Source organism: Micromonospora sp., assembly GCF_048594385.1.
Lineage (GTDB): Bacteria > Actinomycetota > Actinomycetes > Mycobacteriales > Micromonosporaceae > Micromonospora > Micromonospora wenchangensis.
The window spans coordinates 1-15976 of record NZ_JBMDWU010000072.1; the positions used below are offsets into that span (position 1 = coordinate 1).

Sequence of the window (15976 nt, forward strand, 5' to 3'; positions counted from 1 at the left end):
CGGTGGCGGTGCGCGCGACCGGATCGGCGCGGGACGAGGGGCGGCTCGCGGCGACCGACGCGGCGGCGCTGACCGTCGCCGACGCCGGCGTGCGCAGGCGGGTTAGGAGGGGACCCCTGTACGACAGAATGCGTTAACAGGGGGCCCTTCCTTACGCGCCCAGCAAAGTGCGGAGGTGGCGTGGGGGCGGGCAGTCGTGGGCGAGCATCGCGTCGTGCCACCGGCGCAGCGGCACCCCGGCCGGGCGGGCGGCCGCGATGTCGGCCATCTCGCTGTAGCCGACGAAGTACGTGGAGAGCTGGGTCGAGGTGAGCAGTGCCCGCCGCCACTTGCCGGCCGCCTCGCCCTCCTCCTGGAAGCCGCGTTCGGTCATCAGCGCCAACGCGTCCGCCTCGGTCATCTGGTCACAGTGGACCAGCTGGTCGAGCAGGGCGTTGATGGTCATCCGGAGCTGCATCTTGAGCTGCTGGAGGCGGACCGGCAGGCCGCCGAAGCCGAGCCCGGCCATCAGCTCCTCGGTGTAGACCGCCCAGCCCTCGATGAACACCCCCGACTCGGTCAGCGCCCGGACCCGGGTGGGGCCGGCGTACCGGCGGGCGTGGGCGAGCTGGAGGAAGTGCCCCGGCATCGCCTCGTGCACGGTCAGGTTCCGGATCATGTGGTCGTTGTACTCGCGGTAGAACGAGTCGACCCGGTGGGCGGGCCAGTCCGCCGGGGTGGGCGCGATGCAGTAGAAGGTGGGCAGGTCGGCCGGCTCCAGCGGGCCCGGCGAATCGCAGTAGGCCACCGCGACACCCCGGGCGAACTCCGGCATCTCCTGGATCACACACGGATCGTCGACCAGGCCGACCAGGTCGTGCGCCCGGACGAAGTCGACGGCCTCGTCGAGGGTGACCGAGGCGAGGTCCACGATGGAGTGGTCGTCGGGGTGCTCGGCGGCGAGCAGGTCCAGCGCCCGTCGTACCGTCGCGTCGTCGGCCGGGCCGCCGACCAGCTCGACGGCGGCGGCGCGGATCTCGGCGGTGACCCGGTCCAGGTTGGCCCAGGCGCGGCGCTGCACCTCGGCCGCGCCCAGCTCGGTGTCGAGGGTGTGCCAGAGCCGGGCCTCCCAGCGGCGGCGGCCCAGCCGGGGGTCGCGGCCCGGCCCGGTGTCGGCGGCCAGCCCGGCGCGCAGCCAGCCGACGAACTCGTCGAGCGCGGCGATCGCCGCCGTCGCCGCCGGCTCCACCGTGCCGGCCAGCGCGGGGGCCTGGGCGAGTAGCAGCGGCACCTCGTCGCGGATCAGCGCGGCGCTGCCGGCGAACTGCCCGACCGCCGTCTCGGCGTGCACCCGGGGCATGTCCCGCAGCGTCGCCCGCGCGGTCGCCATCGCGTCGGGTACGGCGGTCAGCCGCCCCACCAGGTGCGCCAGTCGCTGCTCCACCGGCGCGTACGGCCGGGCGAGCAGGGCGTGCAGCAGCGGGCCGGGGTTGTGCACCAGCGGGTCCCACTCGAAGGCCCGGATCTCGCTGCGCTCGAACAGTTCCCGGTCCACCAGGGCGGCGAGCAGCGCGTGGTCGACCTGCTCCTCGACGTCGAGGGAGTCCGCGTCGACCTCGGCGAGCGCGTCGGCGGCCTCCCGCAGCATCGCCTGGTCGGCGGCGACCGCCGGGGCGGACAGATCGGGCAGCCGGTCGTCGTAGCGGTGGTCCCCGGCCGACGTGGCGAACCCGGGCCGGCTCTCCAGCACGGCCTCGACGATCCGCTCGGCCAGCGGCACGAATGCACCCATCCCCCGACCCTACCCACTCCCCACCGCCCCACCCGCCCCGCCGATCACGAGGTTCGCGTCACCGCACCCCGCCCCGGCCTCGTGATCAAGAGGTTCGCGTCACCGGAGCGCACGGGGCTGACGCAAACCTCTTGATCAACTCGACGAGGTGCGGGGTTCGGTGGTGCGGAGGGTGGCGGTGTGGGTGAGGGTGGCGCGGCGCAGGGCGGCCTCGGGGTCCAGGCCGGTGTTGCGGGCCTCGGCGACCAGGGCCAGCAGGGTGGCGCCGAGGCGGGACTCCGGGTCGGGCTGGGCGTCGGGGGACGGCAGCGGCACCGTCAGGCCGGCCCGACCGGCGCGGTCCAGCACCTTGGCCGCCAGGGCCAGGGCGGGCTGGCTCAGCGCGATGCCGTCGAGCACCGACGCACGGGCCTTCTCGGCCTGCTTGATCCGCTCCCAGTTCGCCTCGATCTCGGCGAGCGAACCCGCCTGCGCACCGGAGAAGACGTGCGGGTTGCGGCGGACCATCTTGTCGACCAGGGTGCCGGCCACGTCGTCGACGCTCCACCGCTCGTCCTCGGGCAGGTTCTCCGCGAGGCGGGCGTGCAGCAGCACCTGGAGCAGCACGTCCCCCAGTTCCTCACGCAGCGCGTCGGTGTCGCCGTCGCTGATCGCGTCGTACGCCTCGTAGCACTCCTCGATCAGGAAGCCGGCGAGGCTGCGGTGGGTCTGGGCCCGCTTCCACGGGTCGCCGCCCGGCGAGGCGAGCCGGTCCATCACCTCGACCGCGTCGAGCAGCCGGGCCCCCGGCGGGTCCCACGAGCCGTACATCAGCTCCAGCTCGGCCAGCCCCGGCTGGCGGGCCAGCCGCAGGCCCACCTCCCGGGCCAGAGTCTCGTCACCGGTCGGACCGGCCAGCCAGACCGCCGTACCGTGCGCCGCCGCCGCGTCCAGCAGCGCGTCGCCGGCCCCACCGGAGACGACGGTGACCTCGACGCCGGCCGCACGTACCGCCGTGACCTGGGCGCTCTCCGCGCCGGTCAGCACCGGTGCGGAGCGCAGCGTGTCCCAGGCGGCGGCGGTCAGCAGACCGGCCGGCAACCGGGGCGAGGTGACCAGCAGGACGATCCGGGCGGACATGCTCAGGAGGCCGCCGGCCCCTGCTCCGGGGTCGGGCTGGCGACCGGCTCGGGCGTCGACACGTCGGTCACCGGGCCGCTCGCGTCGATGTACGGCAGCGCGTAGAAGACCAGCTCCTGGCCCTTGTTGACCCAGGCGGGGACGCCGAGCGGCCGGTACCGGGGGTTGACCTCGACGTCGACCTTGTCGGCCTGCTCGCCCAGCGCGGCGCTCAACGCCGAGGAGGTGCGCACGAAACCGCCGTCGCCGAAGAGCTGCCGCACCTGCGCCACCGACAGCCCCTTGTCGATGCCGCCGGTCTTCTCGATCGCGTGGTAGACCGCCATCACCGACTCGTCGCTCAGGTCGGCCGGCGGCAACTGCTGGCTGAGCACGACGAACAGGTCGGCCCACTCGCCCCACAGCTTCGCGAACTCCGCCTGCGGCGGCATCTGGAGCTGCTGGGCCAACTGGTCCGGGGTGATCTGGTCGGGGACCTGGAGGTTCTTCTCGGCCGCGACCCGCTTGCCCAGGTCGATGCTGACCAGCAGGTTCACCACGTCCTGCCGGGTCAGCCCGGCCCGCAACTGCTCCGGGCCGGGGGTCTGGCCGGACTGGGCCGCGCTCTGCCGCACCGCCTCGGCGTACCTCGTCTGCGCGTCGGTGTAGATCGCGTCCACCCGGGCCACCGAGTAGCGACTGTCGCCGATGTATGCGGCCACATCCGGAGATGCCTTGCCGCAGGCGGTGAGGGAGAGGACACCCAGGGCCGCGACGCTGGCGGCGGCGATGAGACGGCGTGCACGCATGACGGTCACTCTCTCATGCCTGCCTGTGTACGGTGACGCCGCCCACCGTGCGCCCGGCCCGCCCGACGCCCCGCGCCGGACGGGCGACGGCCCCCTCATCCCCGCGCCCCCGCCAACCCGGCCGGTTCGCCGAGGACGTCGGAGAGGAGTTGGGCGCACCACTCCAACAACGCCTGGTCGCGCAGCGGCTCGCCGCCGACCCGGCGGGTGCTCGGCCGGGGCACGCTGACCTGGTCGGTGGCAGACTTGTAGACCGAGTCCGGGTGGTAGCGCTTGAGCCGCAACTGCTTCGAGTCGGGCAGCGGCAGCGGGCCGAACCGCAGGTGCTTGCCCTGCATGCTGACGTCGGTCAGGCCGTACCGGCGGGCCAGCAGCCGGAACCGGGCCACCGCGACCAGGTTCTGCACCGGGGCGGGCGGCTCGCCGTACCGGTCGGTCATCTCGGCCACCACCTCGCGCAGCCGCGCGTCGTCGCGCGCCTCGGCGAGCTTGCGGTACATCTCCAGCCGCAGCCGTTCCACGGCGACGTAGTCGTGCGGCAGGTGCGCGTCGATCGGGAGGTCGATCTTGACGTCGGTCTCCTCCTCGGTGCTCTCGCCCTTGAACGCCGACACCGCCTCGCCGCCCATCCGGACGTACAGGTCGAACCCGACGCCCTCGATGTGCCCGGACTGTTCGCCGCCGAGCAGGTTCCCGGCGCCCCGGATCTCCAGGTCCTTCATCGCCACGTACATGCCCGCGCCCAGCTCGGTGTGCTGCGCGATGGTGGCCAGCCGCTCGTGCGCGTGCTCGGTGAGCGGCTTCTCCGGCGGATAGAGGAAGTACGCGTACGCCCGCTCCCGACCCCGGCCCACCCGGCCCCGGATCTGGTGCAGCTGGGCCAGGCCGAGCAGGTCGGCCCGCTCCACGATCAGGGTGTTGGCGTTCGGGATGTCGATGCCGGACTCGACGATGGTGGTGCAGACCAGGACGTCGAACTCCTTCTCCCAGAAGCCGACCATCACCTTCTCCAGGGCCTCCTCGCCCATCTGCCCGTGGGCCACCGCCACCCGCGCCTCGGGCACCAGCTCGCGCAGCTTGCGCGCCGTGCGGTCGATCGACTCCACCCGGTTGTGCAGGTAGAACACCTGCCCGTCGCGGAGCAGCTCCCGGTGGATCGACGCGGCCACCTGCCGGTCGTCGTACGCCCCGACGAAGGTCAGCACCGGGTGCCGCTCCTCGGGCGGGGTGGCGATGGTCGACATCTCCCGGATGCCGGTGATCGCCATCTCCAGCGTCCTCGGGATCGGGGTGGCCGACATGCTCAGCACGTCGACCGAGGCACGCAGCGTCTTGAGGTGTTCCTTGTGCTCGACGCCGAACCGCTGCTCCTCGTCGATGATCACCATGCCGAGGGACTTGAACCGGGTGGCCGTCTGGAGCAGCCGGTGGGTGCCGATGACGATGTCGACGGTGCCGTCGGCGACCATCTCCAGCGTCCGCTCACTCTCCTTGGCGGTCTGGAAGCGGGAGAGCTGCCGGATGGTCACCGGGAACTGGTTCATCCGCTCGGCGAACGTGTTGTAGTGCTGCTGCACCAGCAGCGTCGTCGGCACCAGCACCGCCACCTGCTTGCCGTCCTGCACGGCCTTGAACGCCGCCCGGACGGCGATCTCGGTCTTGCCGTACCCGACGTCGCCGCAGATCAGCCGGTCCATCGGGACGGTCTGCTCCATGTCCCGTTTGACCTCCTCGATGGCGGCCATCTGGTCGGGCGTCTCCTGCCACGGGAAGGCGTCCTCCAGCTCCCGTTGCCACGGGGAGTCCGGGGCGAATGCGTGCCCCTTGGACGCCTTGCGGGCGGCGTAGAGCTGGATGAGCTGGGCGGCGATCTCCCGGACCGCCTTGCGGGCGCGGGCCTTGGACTTCTGCCAGTCCGAGCCGCCCATCTTGTGCAGGGTGGGCTGCTCGCCGCCGACGTAGCGGGAGAGCTGGTCGAGCTGGTCGGTGGGGACGAACAGCCGGTCGCCGGGCTGGCCGCGCTTGCTGGCCGCGTACTCGATGACCAGGTATTCGCGGGACGCGCCGTTGACGGTGCGCTGCACCAGCTCGACGTACCGGCCGATGCCGTGCTGCTCGTGCACGACGAAGTCGCCGGCCTTCAGCTCCAGCGGGTCGATGGTGTTGCGTCGCCGGCTCGGCATCTTGCGCATGTCCCGGGTGGTGGTGCCCCGGCCGCCGGTGACGTCGTTGCCGGTGAGCAGCACGAACTTCGACGCCTCGTCGACGAAGCCGGCGGTCAGGCGACCGCAGGAGACCAGCACCTCGCCGGGGGCGGGCGCGGCCGGCACCTGCTCGGTGAGCCGGGCGCCCAGCCCGGCGTCGCGGAGCACCTCGACGGCCCGCTGGGCGGGACCGTGCCCCTCGAAGACCAGCGCGACCGACCAGCCCTCACCGGTCCAGCGCTTGAGGTCGTCGACCACCCGGTCGGTCTCACCGTGGTAGAGCGGGGCCGGCTGGGCGGCCAGGTTCACCGCGATCGCGTCGTCGGGGGTCACGTCCGTCCCGGCCGGCGCGTCCTCCCAGGGCTGCCGGGCCGGTGCGGTGGCGTCCGCCTCGACCAGTCCGAACGGGGCGAGGGTCCACCAGGGCTGGCGCAGGGCGCGGGCGGCGGCGCGTACCTCGGCCAGGGACTTGAAGGCGGCGGCGCCGAGGTCGACCGGGGCCTGGCCGCCGACGGCGGCCGCGGCCCAGCTCGCCTGCAGGAACTCCTCCGAGGTACGCACCAGGTCGTGCGCCCGGGTGCGGATCCGCTCCGGGTCGCAGAGCAGCACGTGGGTGCCGGCCGGCATGGTGTCCACCAGCAGCTCCAGGCTCTCGCTGCCGAGCAGCGCCGGCACCAGCGACTCCATCCCCTCGACCGGGATGCCCTCGGCCAGCTTGTCGAGGATCTCGACCAGCTCCGGGTGCTCCCCGGCGAGCGCGGCGGCCCGCCGACGCACCGCCGGGGTCAGCAGCAGCTCCCGGCACGGCGGAGCCCACAGCTGCGGTACGCCCTCGATGGTGCGCTGGTCGGCGACGGCGAAGGTGCGGATCTCCTCCACCTCGTCGCCCCAGAACTCGACCCGGGACGGGTGCTCGTCGGTGGGCGGGAAGACGTCCAGGATGCCGCCGCGTACGGCGAACTCGCCGCGCTTGGTGACCAGGTCGACCCGGGCGTACGCCAGGTCGGTGAGCCGGCGGGCGACCTCCTCCAGGTCGGCCTCCTCACCGGCGGAAAGCTGCACCGGCTCCAGGTCACCGAGGCCCTTGAGCTGCGGTTGCAGCAGCGAGCGCACCGGTGCCACCACCACCCGCAGCGGGCCGGCGTCGGCGTCGGCCCGGACGGTGTGCGGGCCCGGGGCGTCCGGGTGGGCGAGGCGGCGCAGCACGGCCAGTCGCCGGCCGACGGTGTCGGAACGGGGCGAGAGCCGTTCGTGCGGCAGCGTCTCCCAGGACGGGAAGACCGCGACCTGCCCGGCCGGGAGCAGGCTGTCCAGCGCGGCGGCCAGGTCGTCGGCCTCCCGGCTGGTGGCGGTCACCGCGAGCACCGGCCGGCCGGCCCCACCGGCGGCCGGGTCGGCGGCGACGGCGGCCACGGCGCACGGGCGCAGCGCGGTCGGGGCGGTCCGGTCCAGCCCGTCGACCTGGGCGGCACCGGAGCGCGCCAGGTCACGCGCCCGGGCCAGCCCCGGGTCGGCCAGGGCGGCGGAGAAGAGTCCGGGGAGCATCAGTGATCACTTCCAGGACAGCCGCCGGTCGGCCCGGGGCGCACGAAGATGCCCCCACGCCCGGCCGGGCCGGGGGGTGCATGGCCGCCAGCCTATCTCGCGAGGGAGACAATCGAGCCCGCAGCGGCGGTGCCGCAACGGGGGAGGACCAATGCCACAGCAGTGGGGCGCGGACCCACGCCAACAGACCGCCCAGGGACGATGGCGGGGTCTGGGCCTGCCCGACGGAATGACCTTCTACGAGGTGCGCTGCCTGATCGACGAGCCAGGCTGGGTCGGCCCGGTACCCAACCTCGGCTACCGGGTCTACCTGGGGCGCTCCGGCGGCTACCTGCGCAGGGTCAACGGTGAGATCGCGTTCGCCGATGCGACGTCGGTGCTGCTCACCCGACCCGGCGACGAGATGAGCGTGGCTCATCCGCTCGGCTGCGGCGACGTCTACTCGTGCCTGGAGATCCGCCCCGAGGTGCTCGAGGAACGCCCGGACGCCCGCGACTGGTTCACCCGGCGCAGCTGGGACGGTCAGCTCGACGCCGCGCTGGATCTGGAGCACCGGATGCTGGTGGCCCGCAGCCGGCGCGGTCTGGACGGCTTCGAGCTGACCGAGCACACCCACCAGTTCCTGGCCACCCTGCTCAGCGGCAGCCCCCTGGGCCGGGGCGCCCCCGGTGCGGACCTGGACCGTGCGGTGGGGCGGCGACCGGCCACCCTGGCCGCCCATCGACGCCTCGCCGACCAGGCCCGCCAGGTGCTCGCCGCCTCGGGTTTCACCCTGGGGCTCACCGAGGTCGCCCGGCTGGTCGGCTGCTCACCGCACCACCTGAGCCGGGTGTTCCAGCGGGTCACCGGGCGCAGCCTCACCGCCTACCGCAACGAGCTGCGGGTCCGGGCGGTGCTGGACCTGTTGGGCCGCTCCGATCCGCCCCGGCTGGTCACGATCGCCGCCGAGTACGGCTTCGCCGACCAGGCGCACCTGAGCCGGGTCGTCCGGGAGCGGGTCGGCCACCCGCCCGCCCGCCTGCGTCGGCTGCTCGCACCCGCCGACTGACCGCCGCTGCCCGGCCCCCGAGTCGCGGGGCGCTGGACGCTGGACGCGGGTCGGGGGTGCCTGTCGCGGCGGGGCCGTCGGCCGGCCGAACCGCGCACGAATCTTCAAGATTTCGACCCCCGTGCCGACCGAGGATGGAACAGCCAGCCCGGTCGGTCGGCGTCGCGCCGGCCGAGGGAGATGCGGACCTGTTCGGGGAGGCCCGCGTACCCCCCAGTCGGGCTGACCGGGGATGCCGTCCGGCACCCGGTGGAGGTGCCGTGCCCCGGTGCGGCACCTCCACGCCCGGCCGCGTTCCGTTCAGTAGCGCACGGCGATGCGTCGTTCGACCGCGTCGACCCGGATCTCCCCGCCGTACGGGATGATCAACTGCGGGTCGGTGTGGCCCAGGTCGACGTCGAAGACCACCACCGCGTCCGGGCGGTACGCGGTCAGCGCCCGGACGACGGCACCCCGCTGGGCGGCGCCCCACGCGAGCCGTTGCGCCACCGGCAGCGGTCGTTCGAAGTCCCACGCCTTGGGCCGGCCGACGACGACCGCCGGGAAGGCGGCGAGCAGTCCCCGCTCGCCCATGTTCCGGATGATCCGGAACACCTCCTGCGCGTCGGGCAGTTCGTTGGAGGTCTCGACGACCAGCACCGAGCCGGCCAGGTCGGCGGCCGACGGGACCCGGTCGGCGGCCATCAGCCAATGCAGGATCTCCAGACACCCGCCCCAGGTGCGGCCCTCGACGACCGTCGACGGGCCCCGCCAGCGCCAGCCCTCGCCGGGCAGCATCGGCGGTTCGACCGCGAGCGTGGCCGGGTCCCGCCAGTCGCCCGGTTCGTCACCCCACTGCGGCGCGGGGGTCAGCTCGTACCAGTCGGAGGTGAACAGGGCGGCGCGCAGCGAGTCGAGGGTCAGCGGGTGCGGGGCGCCGGGTCGGCCGAGGTGCACCAGCACCGAGCCGCCGTGGTAGGCCACCATCCCCAGCCGGTAGAGGTGGTTGAGGACGTTGGTGTTGTCCGAGTAGCCGAAGTAGGGCTTCGGGTTGGCCCGCAGCACCGCGTCGTCCAGGTGCGGGGTGACCGTGATCAGGTCGTCGCCGCCGACGGTGGCGAGCACCGCGGTGACCGTCGGGTCGGCGAAGGCGGCGGTCAGGTCGCGCGCCCGGTCGCGGGGGTCGGCCCGGGTCTGCCGGGTGGTGGGGTACTCCACCGGCTCCAGGCCGAACTCCTCGCGCAGCCGGCGCAGGCCCAGCTCGTAGACGTGGGGGAAGAGACCCGCCAGGCCGGCGGAGGGGGAGACCACCGCGACCCGGTCGCCCGGCTTCGGCTTGGCGGGGTATTCGGGAAGGGTCACGAGCGGAACCTACCGCCCACCACCAGCGACTTTCACCTGACAAAGCATCGCAGGTCGGGCATTGCGGCCATAGGCTGGGCCGGTGGACGAGGAGCCGCGCACCCGGCACTGGCTGCCCCGCACGGCGGCGCTGCTGGTCGGCACGCTGGTGCTGGCCACCGCGTTCATCGCGGCCTACGTCGGCGCGCTGCACCAACCGCACCCCCGGGACGTGCCGGTCGGCGTGGTGACCGGCGACCAACGCGCCGAGGCGCTGCTGACCGCCGTGCGGGAACGCACCGACACGATCGAGCCCGTCGGGTACGCCGACCCCGGCGCGGCCGACGACGCCCTCACCGCCCGTCAGGTGTACGCCGTGCTCACCTCCGCCCCCGACGGCACGCTCACCCTGGCCACCGCCAGCGCCTCCGCCCCGGCCGCCACCGAACTGGTCACCGGGACCCTCACCCCGGCCGCCCAGCAGGCCGGACTGCCGCTCACCGTCACCGACCAGGTGCCCGTCTCCCCCGACGACCCGCGCGGCCTGGTGCCGTTCTACCTGGCCGTCGGGTTGGTGCTCGGCGGCTACCTGGCCTCGACCGCGCTCGGCGTCTCGCTCGGCACCGCCCCGCGCGGGCTGCGCCGGGCCGGGCTACGGATCGGCTCGCTGGCCGTGCACGCGGTGCTGCTCGGGACCATCGGCGCGGTGCTGGTCGGCCCGGTCCTCGACGTCTGGGACCACGACCTGGTCACGGTGGCCGCGGTCGGCATGCTCACCGTCTTCACCGCCGCGATGGTCGCCGCCGCCGTGCAGGGCTGGCTGGGTCTGCTCGGCACCGGGCTGGTGATCCTGCTGCTGGTGGTGCTCGGCAACCCCGGCTCGGGCGGCATCTACGCGCCCGAGTTCCTGCCCGCCGCGCTGCGCGGCATGCACCGGTGGAACGTCCCCGGCCTCGCCACCGACCTACTCAAATCGGCCGTCTACTTCGACTGGCGGTCGGCCCGCTGGCCGCTGGCCGGGCTGCTGGTCTGGACCGTCCTCGGGCTGGCCGGCCTGCTCACCGCCGCCCGGTTCCGGGGACGCCGGACCGGTCGGGCAGGAGTCGGGGGCGACGCGCGGTGATCGTGGGGAAGGTGACACACCGAACCCCTTCCTCCCGGACCGGGCCACGCAGATACCATCCAGGGAGTCGGACAGCGCTGTCCTTCGTACTCACGTAAGGAGCGCACGGTGACCGACCAGCATGATCACGACGGGCCCGACGCCGCACTGCGGGCCGACATCCGTCGACTCGGCACCCTGCTCGGCCAGACCCTGGCCCGGCAGGAGGGTCGACCGCTGCTCGACCTGGTCGAGGAGATCCGCGCCCAGGTCCGCTCCGACGCACCGGCCGCCGCGCAGCGCCTCGGCGGGCTGGACGTGACCACCGGCACCAAGCTGGCCCGCGCCTTCTCCACCTACTTCCACCTGGCCAACATCACCGAGCAGGTGCACCGGGCCCGCGACCTGCGCCGCCGCCGGGCAATCCAGGGTGGCTGGCTGGACCAGGCGGCCAAGATGATCGCCGAGCGCGGGGTGCCGGCCGAGGAGATCGCCGCCGCCGCCCGCCGCCTCGCGGTACGCCCCGTCTTCACCGCCCACCCCACCGAGGCGGCCCGCCGGTCGATCCTGTCCAAGCTGCGCGCCATCGCCGACGAGCTGGACGCCGAGACCGCCAACGCCATCCTCTACGGTGCCAGCGACGAGGCCCCGGCCAACCGCCGCCTCGCCGAACTGCTCGACCTGATGTGGCAGACCGACGAGCTGCGCCTCGACCGGCCCGACCCGACCGACGAGGCCCGCAACGCCATCTACTACCTGCGCGACCTGTACGCCGAGGCCGCCCCGCAGGTGCTCGACGACCTGGCCGACACGCTGCGCACCCTCGGCGTGGAGACCTCGCCGACGTCGCGCCCGCTGACCTTCGGCACCTGGATCGGCGGCGACCGGGACGGCAACCCGGTCGTCACCCCCGTGGTCACCCGGGAGGTGCTGCGCATCCAGCACGAGCACGGCATCACCGCCACCGAGGCGGCGATGGAGCACCTGGTCAACGAGGTCTCCGTCTCCCGCCGGCTGCGCGCCGTGTCGCTGGACCTGTCGGCCAGCCTCGCCGCCGACCTGGACGCGCTGCCCGAGGTGGCCCCCCGGTTCCGCCGGGTCAACGCCGAGGAGCCCTACCGGCTCAAGGCCCGCTGCGTGAAGGCGAAGCTGGCCAACACCCGGGAGCGGCTGCGCGCCGGCACCCCGCACGTGCCGGGCCGGGACTACCAGGGCTCCGGCGAACTGATCGCCGACCTGGAGCTGCTGCGCGCCTCGCTGGCCCGCAACTCCGGGCAGCTCACCGCCGTCGGCCGGCTCGCCTCGACCATCCGTACCGTCTCCGCGTTCGGCCTGCACCTGGCCACCATGGACGTCCGGGAGCACGCCGAGAAGCACCACGAGGTGCTCACCCAGCTCTACGCGGCGGTCGGCGAGGTGTCGGACTACCCGTCGCTGACCCGGCTGGAGCGCACCAAGCTGCTCGCCGACGAGCTGACCGGCCGTCGGCCGCTGTCCGCCCTGGACACCCCGTTGACCGAGGCGGCGCGCAAGACGTTCGACGTGTTCGGGACCATCCGCGAGGCGCAGGACCGGTTCGGCGGCGAGGTCATCGAGTCGTACATCATCTCGATGACCCTCGGCGTGGACGACGTGCTCGCGGCGGTGGTGCTGGCCCGGGAGGCCGGCCTGGTCGACGTGCACACCGGGCGGGCCCGGATCGGCTTCGTCCCGCTGCTGGAGACCCCGGCCGAGCTGAACGCCGGCGGCGAGATGCTCAACGAACTGCTCTCCCTGCCGGCCTACCGGGCGCTGGTCGCGGCCCGGGGCGACGTGCAGGAGGTGATGCTGGGCTACTCCGACTCCAACAAGGAGGCCGGCATCACCACCAGCCAGTGGTCGATCCACCGGGCCCAGCGGGCGCTGCGGGACGTGGCCGCCCAGCACGGCGTGCACCTGCGGTTGTTCCACGGCCGGGGCGGCACCGTCGGGCGCGGCGGCGGCCCCACCCACGAGGCGATCCTGGCCCAGCCGTACGGCACCCTGGACGGCGCGATCAAGGTGACCGAGCAGGGTGAGGTCATCTCCGACAAGTACACCCTGCCGGCGCTGGCCCGGGAGAACCTGGAGCTGACCGTGGCCGCGGTGCTCCAGGCGACGCTGCTGCACACCGCCCCCCGGCAGCCCGCCGAGCAGTTGGAACGCTGGGACGCGGCGATGGACGTGGTCTCCGAGTCGGCCTTCCGGTCGTACCGGGACCTGGTGGAGGACCCGGACCTGCCGGCGTACTTCTGGGCGTCGACGCCGACTGAGCTGCTCGGCGCGTTGAACATCGGCTCCCGACCGGCGAAGCGGCCGAACACCGGGGCCGGGCTCGGCGGCCTGCGGGCCATCCCGTGGGTGTTCGGCTGGACGCAGACCCGGCAGATCGTGCCCGGCTGGTTCGGGGTCGGCTCCGGCCTCGCCGCCGCCCGCGCCGCCGGCCTGGAGGACGTGCTGGCCGAGATGCACCGCAACTGGCACTTCTTCCGCACGTTCCTGTCGAACGTGGAGATGATGCTGACCAAGACCGACCTCAGCATCGCCCGCCGGTACGTCGAGACGCTGGTCCCCGAGGAGCTGCACCCGATCTTCGACAAGATCCAGCAGGAGTACGAGCTGACCAAGCAGGAGGTGCTGGCGGTCACCTCGTCGCCGGCCCTGCTGGAGAACTCGCCGGTGCTCCAGCGCACCCTGGCGGTACGCGACACCTACCTGGAGCCGCTGCACCACCTCCAGGTGGCGCTGCTACGGCAGTACCGGGACTCCGGTGCCGCCGGCCGGGCGGGCATCACCGCGCCGGGCGGCCGACGCGCCCCCAGCGACGGTACGGCCCTGGCACGCGCCCTGCTCACCACGGTCAACGGCATCGCCGCCGGGATGCGCAACACCGGCTGACGACCCCGCCCCTGCCGCCGCCCCGCGCGGTGGCAGGGGTCCAGCCGGGCCCGCACTGGCGCGGGCGGACCGCCGGCAGGCGGCACCGGATCAGAAGTCGCCGCCCCCGAAGTCCCCACCACCGAAGTCGCCGCCCCCGAACCCACCGCCGCCGAAGTCGCCCCCGCCGAAGTCACCGCCGGTGCCGAAGTCACCGCCGGGATCCCCGGCCGTGCCGAAGTCGCCGCCGAAGTCCGCGCCGTCGCCGAAGCCCTCCTGGTAGCCGGCGTCGTACCCCGGGTCGGCGAAGGCCGGCGAGAAGAGCGCGTCGGCGATCAGCATCCCGCCGACCACACCGACGCCCGCCCCCAGCGCGGTCTTCCACCACGGCGTCGAGTACCAGCCGGCCGGCACCGGCCGGCCCTGGTAACGCCCGCCCGGGTAGTAGTACGGGGTGTCCCGGCCGGGCTGCGGGCCGGCCCTGAACGTCTGCCCCTGCACGTCCACCTGACGTTCCCGGGTGATCTCCCCGGCCCCCTGCGCGGCGGCCAGCGGGGGCAACTCCGGGCCCGGGTCCAGGCCGAGCGCCACCCGCGCCGCCCGCGCGTAGGCGAGCCCCTCCAACGCGGTCTCCCGGGCCAGCCGGAACTGGTGCACCGTGCGGGCCTGCTCCAGCTGGCTGCCCGCCGCGTTGTACCGCTCACCCGCGTCGACCAGCGCCTGGCGTACCGCCGGGTCGTCGCCGTGCAGGTTCATCACCTGACCGCCGAGGCGTTCGTACCACCGTTGGGCGTCGGCGCGGACGTCGGCGAGGCTGCGCGCCTCCCGGGCCGCCTTCTCCCGCCGCCACCAGACGAAACCACCGGCCAGCATGGCGACCAGGATGAGCACGAGCAGAAATTCCATTCTCCGAACGTACCCGGGGGCGTCGAGTCGTACCCGTTTGGCAAGCTCTGGTGATGGACTTCTCGACGCTGGCCGTGGTGGTGGTGTGCCTCGCCGCCGGCGGGGCGGTCGGTTGGTACGCCGCCCGCGCCCGGTCGGCCACCGAGATCGCCCGGCTGGAGGCCACCCTCGCCGCCACCCGGGAGGGCGAGGGCCGGCTGGAGCAGTCGATGCGGGCGCTGAGCTACGAGGCGACCGCCCAGTCCCAGGAGGCGGTGGCCCGTGCGGTGGCCCCGCTGCACGACACCCTGCGCCGCTACGAGCAACGCGTCGGCGAGCTGGAACGCGACCGCGTCGACGCCTACGCCGAGCTGCGCGAACAGGTCCGCTCGATGGGGGCCGTCTCCGGTGAGCTGCGCACCGAGACCAAGCAGCTCGTCGCCGCCCTGCGCGCCCCGCAGGTGCGCGGACGCTGGGGCGAGCACCAGCTCCGCCGGATCGTCGAGGCGGCCGGCATGCTGGAGCACTGCGACTTCAGCGAGCAGGTCACCGCCGCCACCGACCACCAGGGGGTCCGCCCCGACCTGGTGGTCCGGCTGCACGGCGGGCGGACGGTGGTGGTGGACGCCAAGGCGCCCTTCGACGCCTACCTGACGGCGATGGAGGCACGCGACGAGCGCAACCGGGACACCCACCTCGACCGGCACGCGAAGCATCTGCGCGGGCACGTCGACGCGCTGGCCGCGAAGACCTACTGGGCCGCGTTCGACGACAGCCCGGAGTTCGTGGTGCTGTTCGTGCCGGCCGACCCGTTCCTGGACGTGGCGTTGCAGCGAGACCCGACGCTGCTGGAGCACGCGTTCGCCCGCAACGTGGTGCTCGCCACGCCGGCCACCCTGGTCGCGCTGCTGCGTACCGTGGCGTACTCGTGGCGGCAGGAGGCGTTGGCCCGCAACGCGGTGGCGGTGCACTCGCTCGCCCGGGAGTTGTACGGCCGACTGTCCACCCTGGGCGATCACGTCGGCAAGCTCGGCAGCTCACTCGGTGGCGCGGTGACGGCGTACAACCGGGCGGTCGGCTCGTTGGAGGCCCGGGTCCTGGTCAGTGCGCGCAAACTGGCCGAGCTGGGCGTCTCCGACCAGGAGCTGACCGTCCCGGCCCAGGTCGAGCTGGCCCCCCGCCAGCCCCAGGCGCCCGAACTCCTCCCCACCGACGACCGCCCCTGACCCACCCTGGGCGGACGCGCCCCGCCCCGGCCCCGCCGCCGGGCGCCCGGCGGCTGAGGGCGCGATGTCGGCT

At 73.8% G+C, this 15976-nt stretch carries 10 protein-coding genes; 4 read left to right on the forward strand and 6 right to left on the reverse strand.

All coding sequences use genetic code 11. From position 1 onward, the window contains the following. Window positions 1–151: 151 nt before the first annotated feature. The 4 genes from ACOJTC_RS03375 to mfd all read right to left on the reverse strand — a co-directional run bounded on the left by ACOJTC_RS03375 (window position 152) and on the right by mfd (window position 7427). A complete protein-coding gene (locus tag ACOJTC_RS03375; protein WP_420115691.1) occupies window positions 152–1771 on the reverse strand; it encodes a DUF885 domain-containing protein in 1620 nt (539 codons plus the stop codon). Between the two features lie 135 nt (window positions 1772–1906). Next, a complete protein-coding gene (locus ACOJTC_RS03380) occupies window positions 1907–2890 on the reverse strand; it encodes a nucleoside triphosphate pyrophosphohydrolase (protein WP_420115692.1) in 984 nt (327 codons plus the stop codon). Between the two features lie 2 nt (window positions 2891–2892). Beyond that, window positions 2893–3678: a hypothetical protein gene (locus ACOJTC_RS03385; protein ID WP_420115693.1), complete on the reverse strand. Its 786-nt coding sequence runs from the start codon at window positions 3676–3678 to the stop codon at window positions 2893–2895. Window positions 3679–3773: 95 nt separating this feature from the next. Continuing rightward, window positions 3774–7427 (reverse strand): transcription-repair coupling factor, encoded by a 3654-nt coding sequence (gene mfd, locus ACOJTC_RS03390; RefSeq protein WP_420115694.1) that lies wholly within the window; start codon window positions 7425–7427, stop codon window positions 3774–3776. Window positions 7428–7578: 151 nt separating this feature from the next. On the opposite strand from mfd, the gene ACOJTC_RS03395 reads away from it, so the two are divergent. Then, window positions 7579–8475 carry a helix-turn-helix domain-containing protein gene (locus ACOJTC_RS03395; RefSeq protein WP_204927508.1) on the forward strand — a complete coding sequence of 299 codons (897 nt, stop codon included), beginning with the start codon at window positions 7579–7581 and terminating at the stop codon, window positions 8473–8475. A 300-nt stretch (window positions 8476–8775) separates the two neighbouring features. On the opposite strand, the gene ACOJTC_RS03400 is transcribed toward ACOJTC_RS03395, so the two are convergent. Further along, a complete protein-coding gene (locus ACOJTC_RS03400) occupies window positions 8776–9816 on the reverse strand; it encodes a S66 family peptidase (RefSeq protein WP_420115695.1) in 1041 nt (346 codons plus the stop codon). An 82-nt stretch (window positions 9817–9898) separates the two neighbouring features. Between ACOJTC_RS03400 and ACOJTC_RS03405 the strand changes: the two genes are divergently transcribed. Together ACOJTC_RS03405 and ppc are read left to right on the forward strand one after the other, a co-directional pair. After that, complete coding sequence (locus tag ACOJTC_RS03405; RefSeq protein WP_420115696.1) at window positions 9899–10918, forward strand: hypothetical protein; 1020 nt, start codon at window positions 9899–9901, stop codon at window positions 10916–10918. A gap of 108 nt (window positions 10919–11026) precedes the next feature. Continuing rightward, window positions 11027–13813: a phosphoenolpyruvate carboxylase gene (ppc, locus tag ACOJTC_RS03410; protein WP_420115697.1), complete on the forward strand. Its 2787-nt coding sequence runs from the start codon at window positions 11027–11029 to the stop codon at window positions 13811–13813. A gap of 90 nt (window positions 13814–13903) precedes the next feature. Here the strand turns inward: ppc and ACOJTC_RS03415 are convergent, their stop codons facing one another. Continuing rightward, window positions 13904–14698, reverse strand: a complete 795-nt coding sequence (locus ACOJTC_RS03415; RefSeq protein WP_420115698.1) for a hypothetical protein — start codon at window positions 14696–14698, stop codon at window positions 13904–13906. Window positions 14699–14751: 53 nt separating this feature from the next. On the opposite strand from ACOJTC_RS03415, the gene ACOJTC_RS03420 reads away from it, so the two are divergent. After that, window positions 14752–15903 (forward strand): DNA recombination protein RmuC, encoded by a 1152-nt coding sequence (locus ACOJTC_RS03420; protein WP_204927503.1) that lies wholly within the window; start codon window positions 14752–14754, stop codon window positions 15901–15903. Window positions 15904–15976 lie beyond the last annotated feature (73 nt).

What these genes read in the sequence shown, in the direction of transcription:
- ACOJTC_RS03375 (WP_420115691.1), bottom strand. Translation starts at nt 1,771, where the DNA reads ATGGGTGCATTCGTGCCGCTGGCCGAGCGGATCGTCGAGGCCGTGCTG.
- ACOJTC_RS03380 (WP_420115692.1), bottom strand. Translation starts at nt 2,890, where the DNA reads ATGTCCGCCCGGATCGTCCTGCTGGTCACCTCGCCCCGGTTGCCGGCC.
- ACOJTC_RS03385 (WP_420115693.1), bottom strand. Translation starts at nt 3,678, where the DNA reads ATGCGTGCACGCCGTCTCATCGCCGCCGCCAGCGTCGCGGCCCTGGGT.
- mfd (WP_420115694.1), bottom strand. Translation starts at nt 7,427, where the DNA reads ATGCTCCCCGGACTCTTCTCCGCCGCCCTGGCCGACCCGGGGCTGGCC.
- ACOJTC_RS03395 (WP_204927508.1), top strand. Translation starts at nt 7,579, where the DNA reads ATGCCACAGCAGTGGGGCGCGGACCCACGCCAACAGACCGCCCAGGGA.
- ACOJTC_RS03415 (WP_420115698.1), bottom strand. Translation starts at nt 14,698, where the DNA reads ATGGAATTTCTGCTCGTGCTCATCCTGGTCGCCATGCTGGCCGGTGGT.
- ACOJTC_RS03420 (WP_204927503.1), top strand. Translation starts at nt 14,752, where the DNA reads ATGGACTTCTCGACGCTGGCCGTGGTGGTGGTGTGCCTCGCCGCCGGC.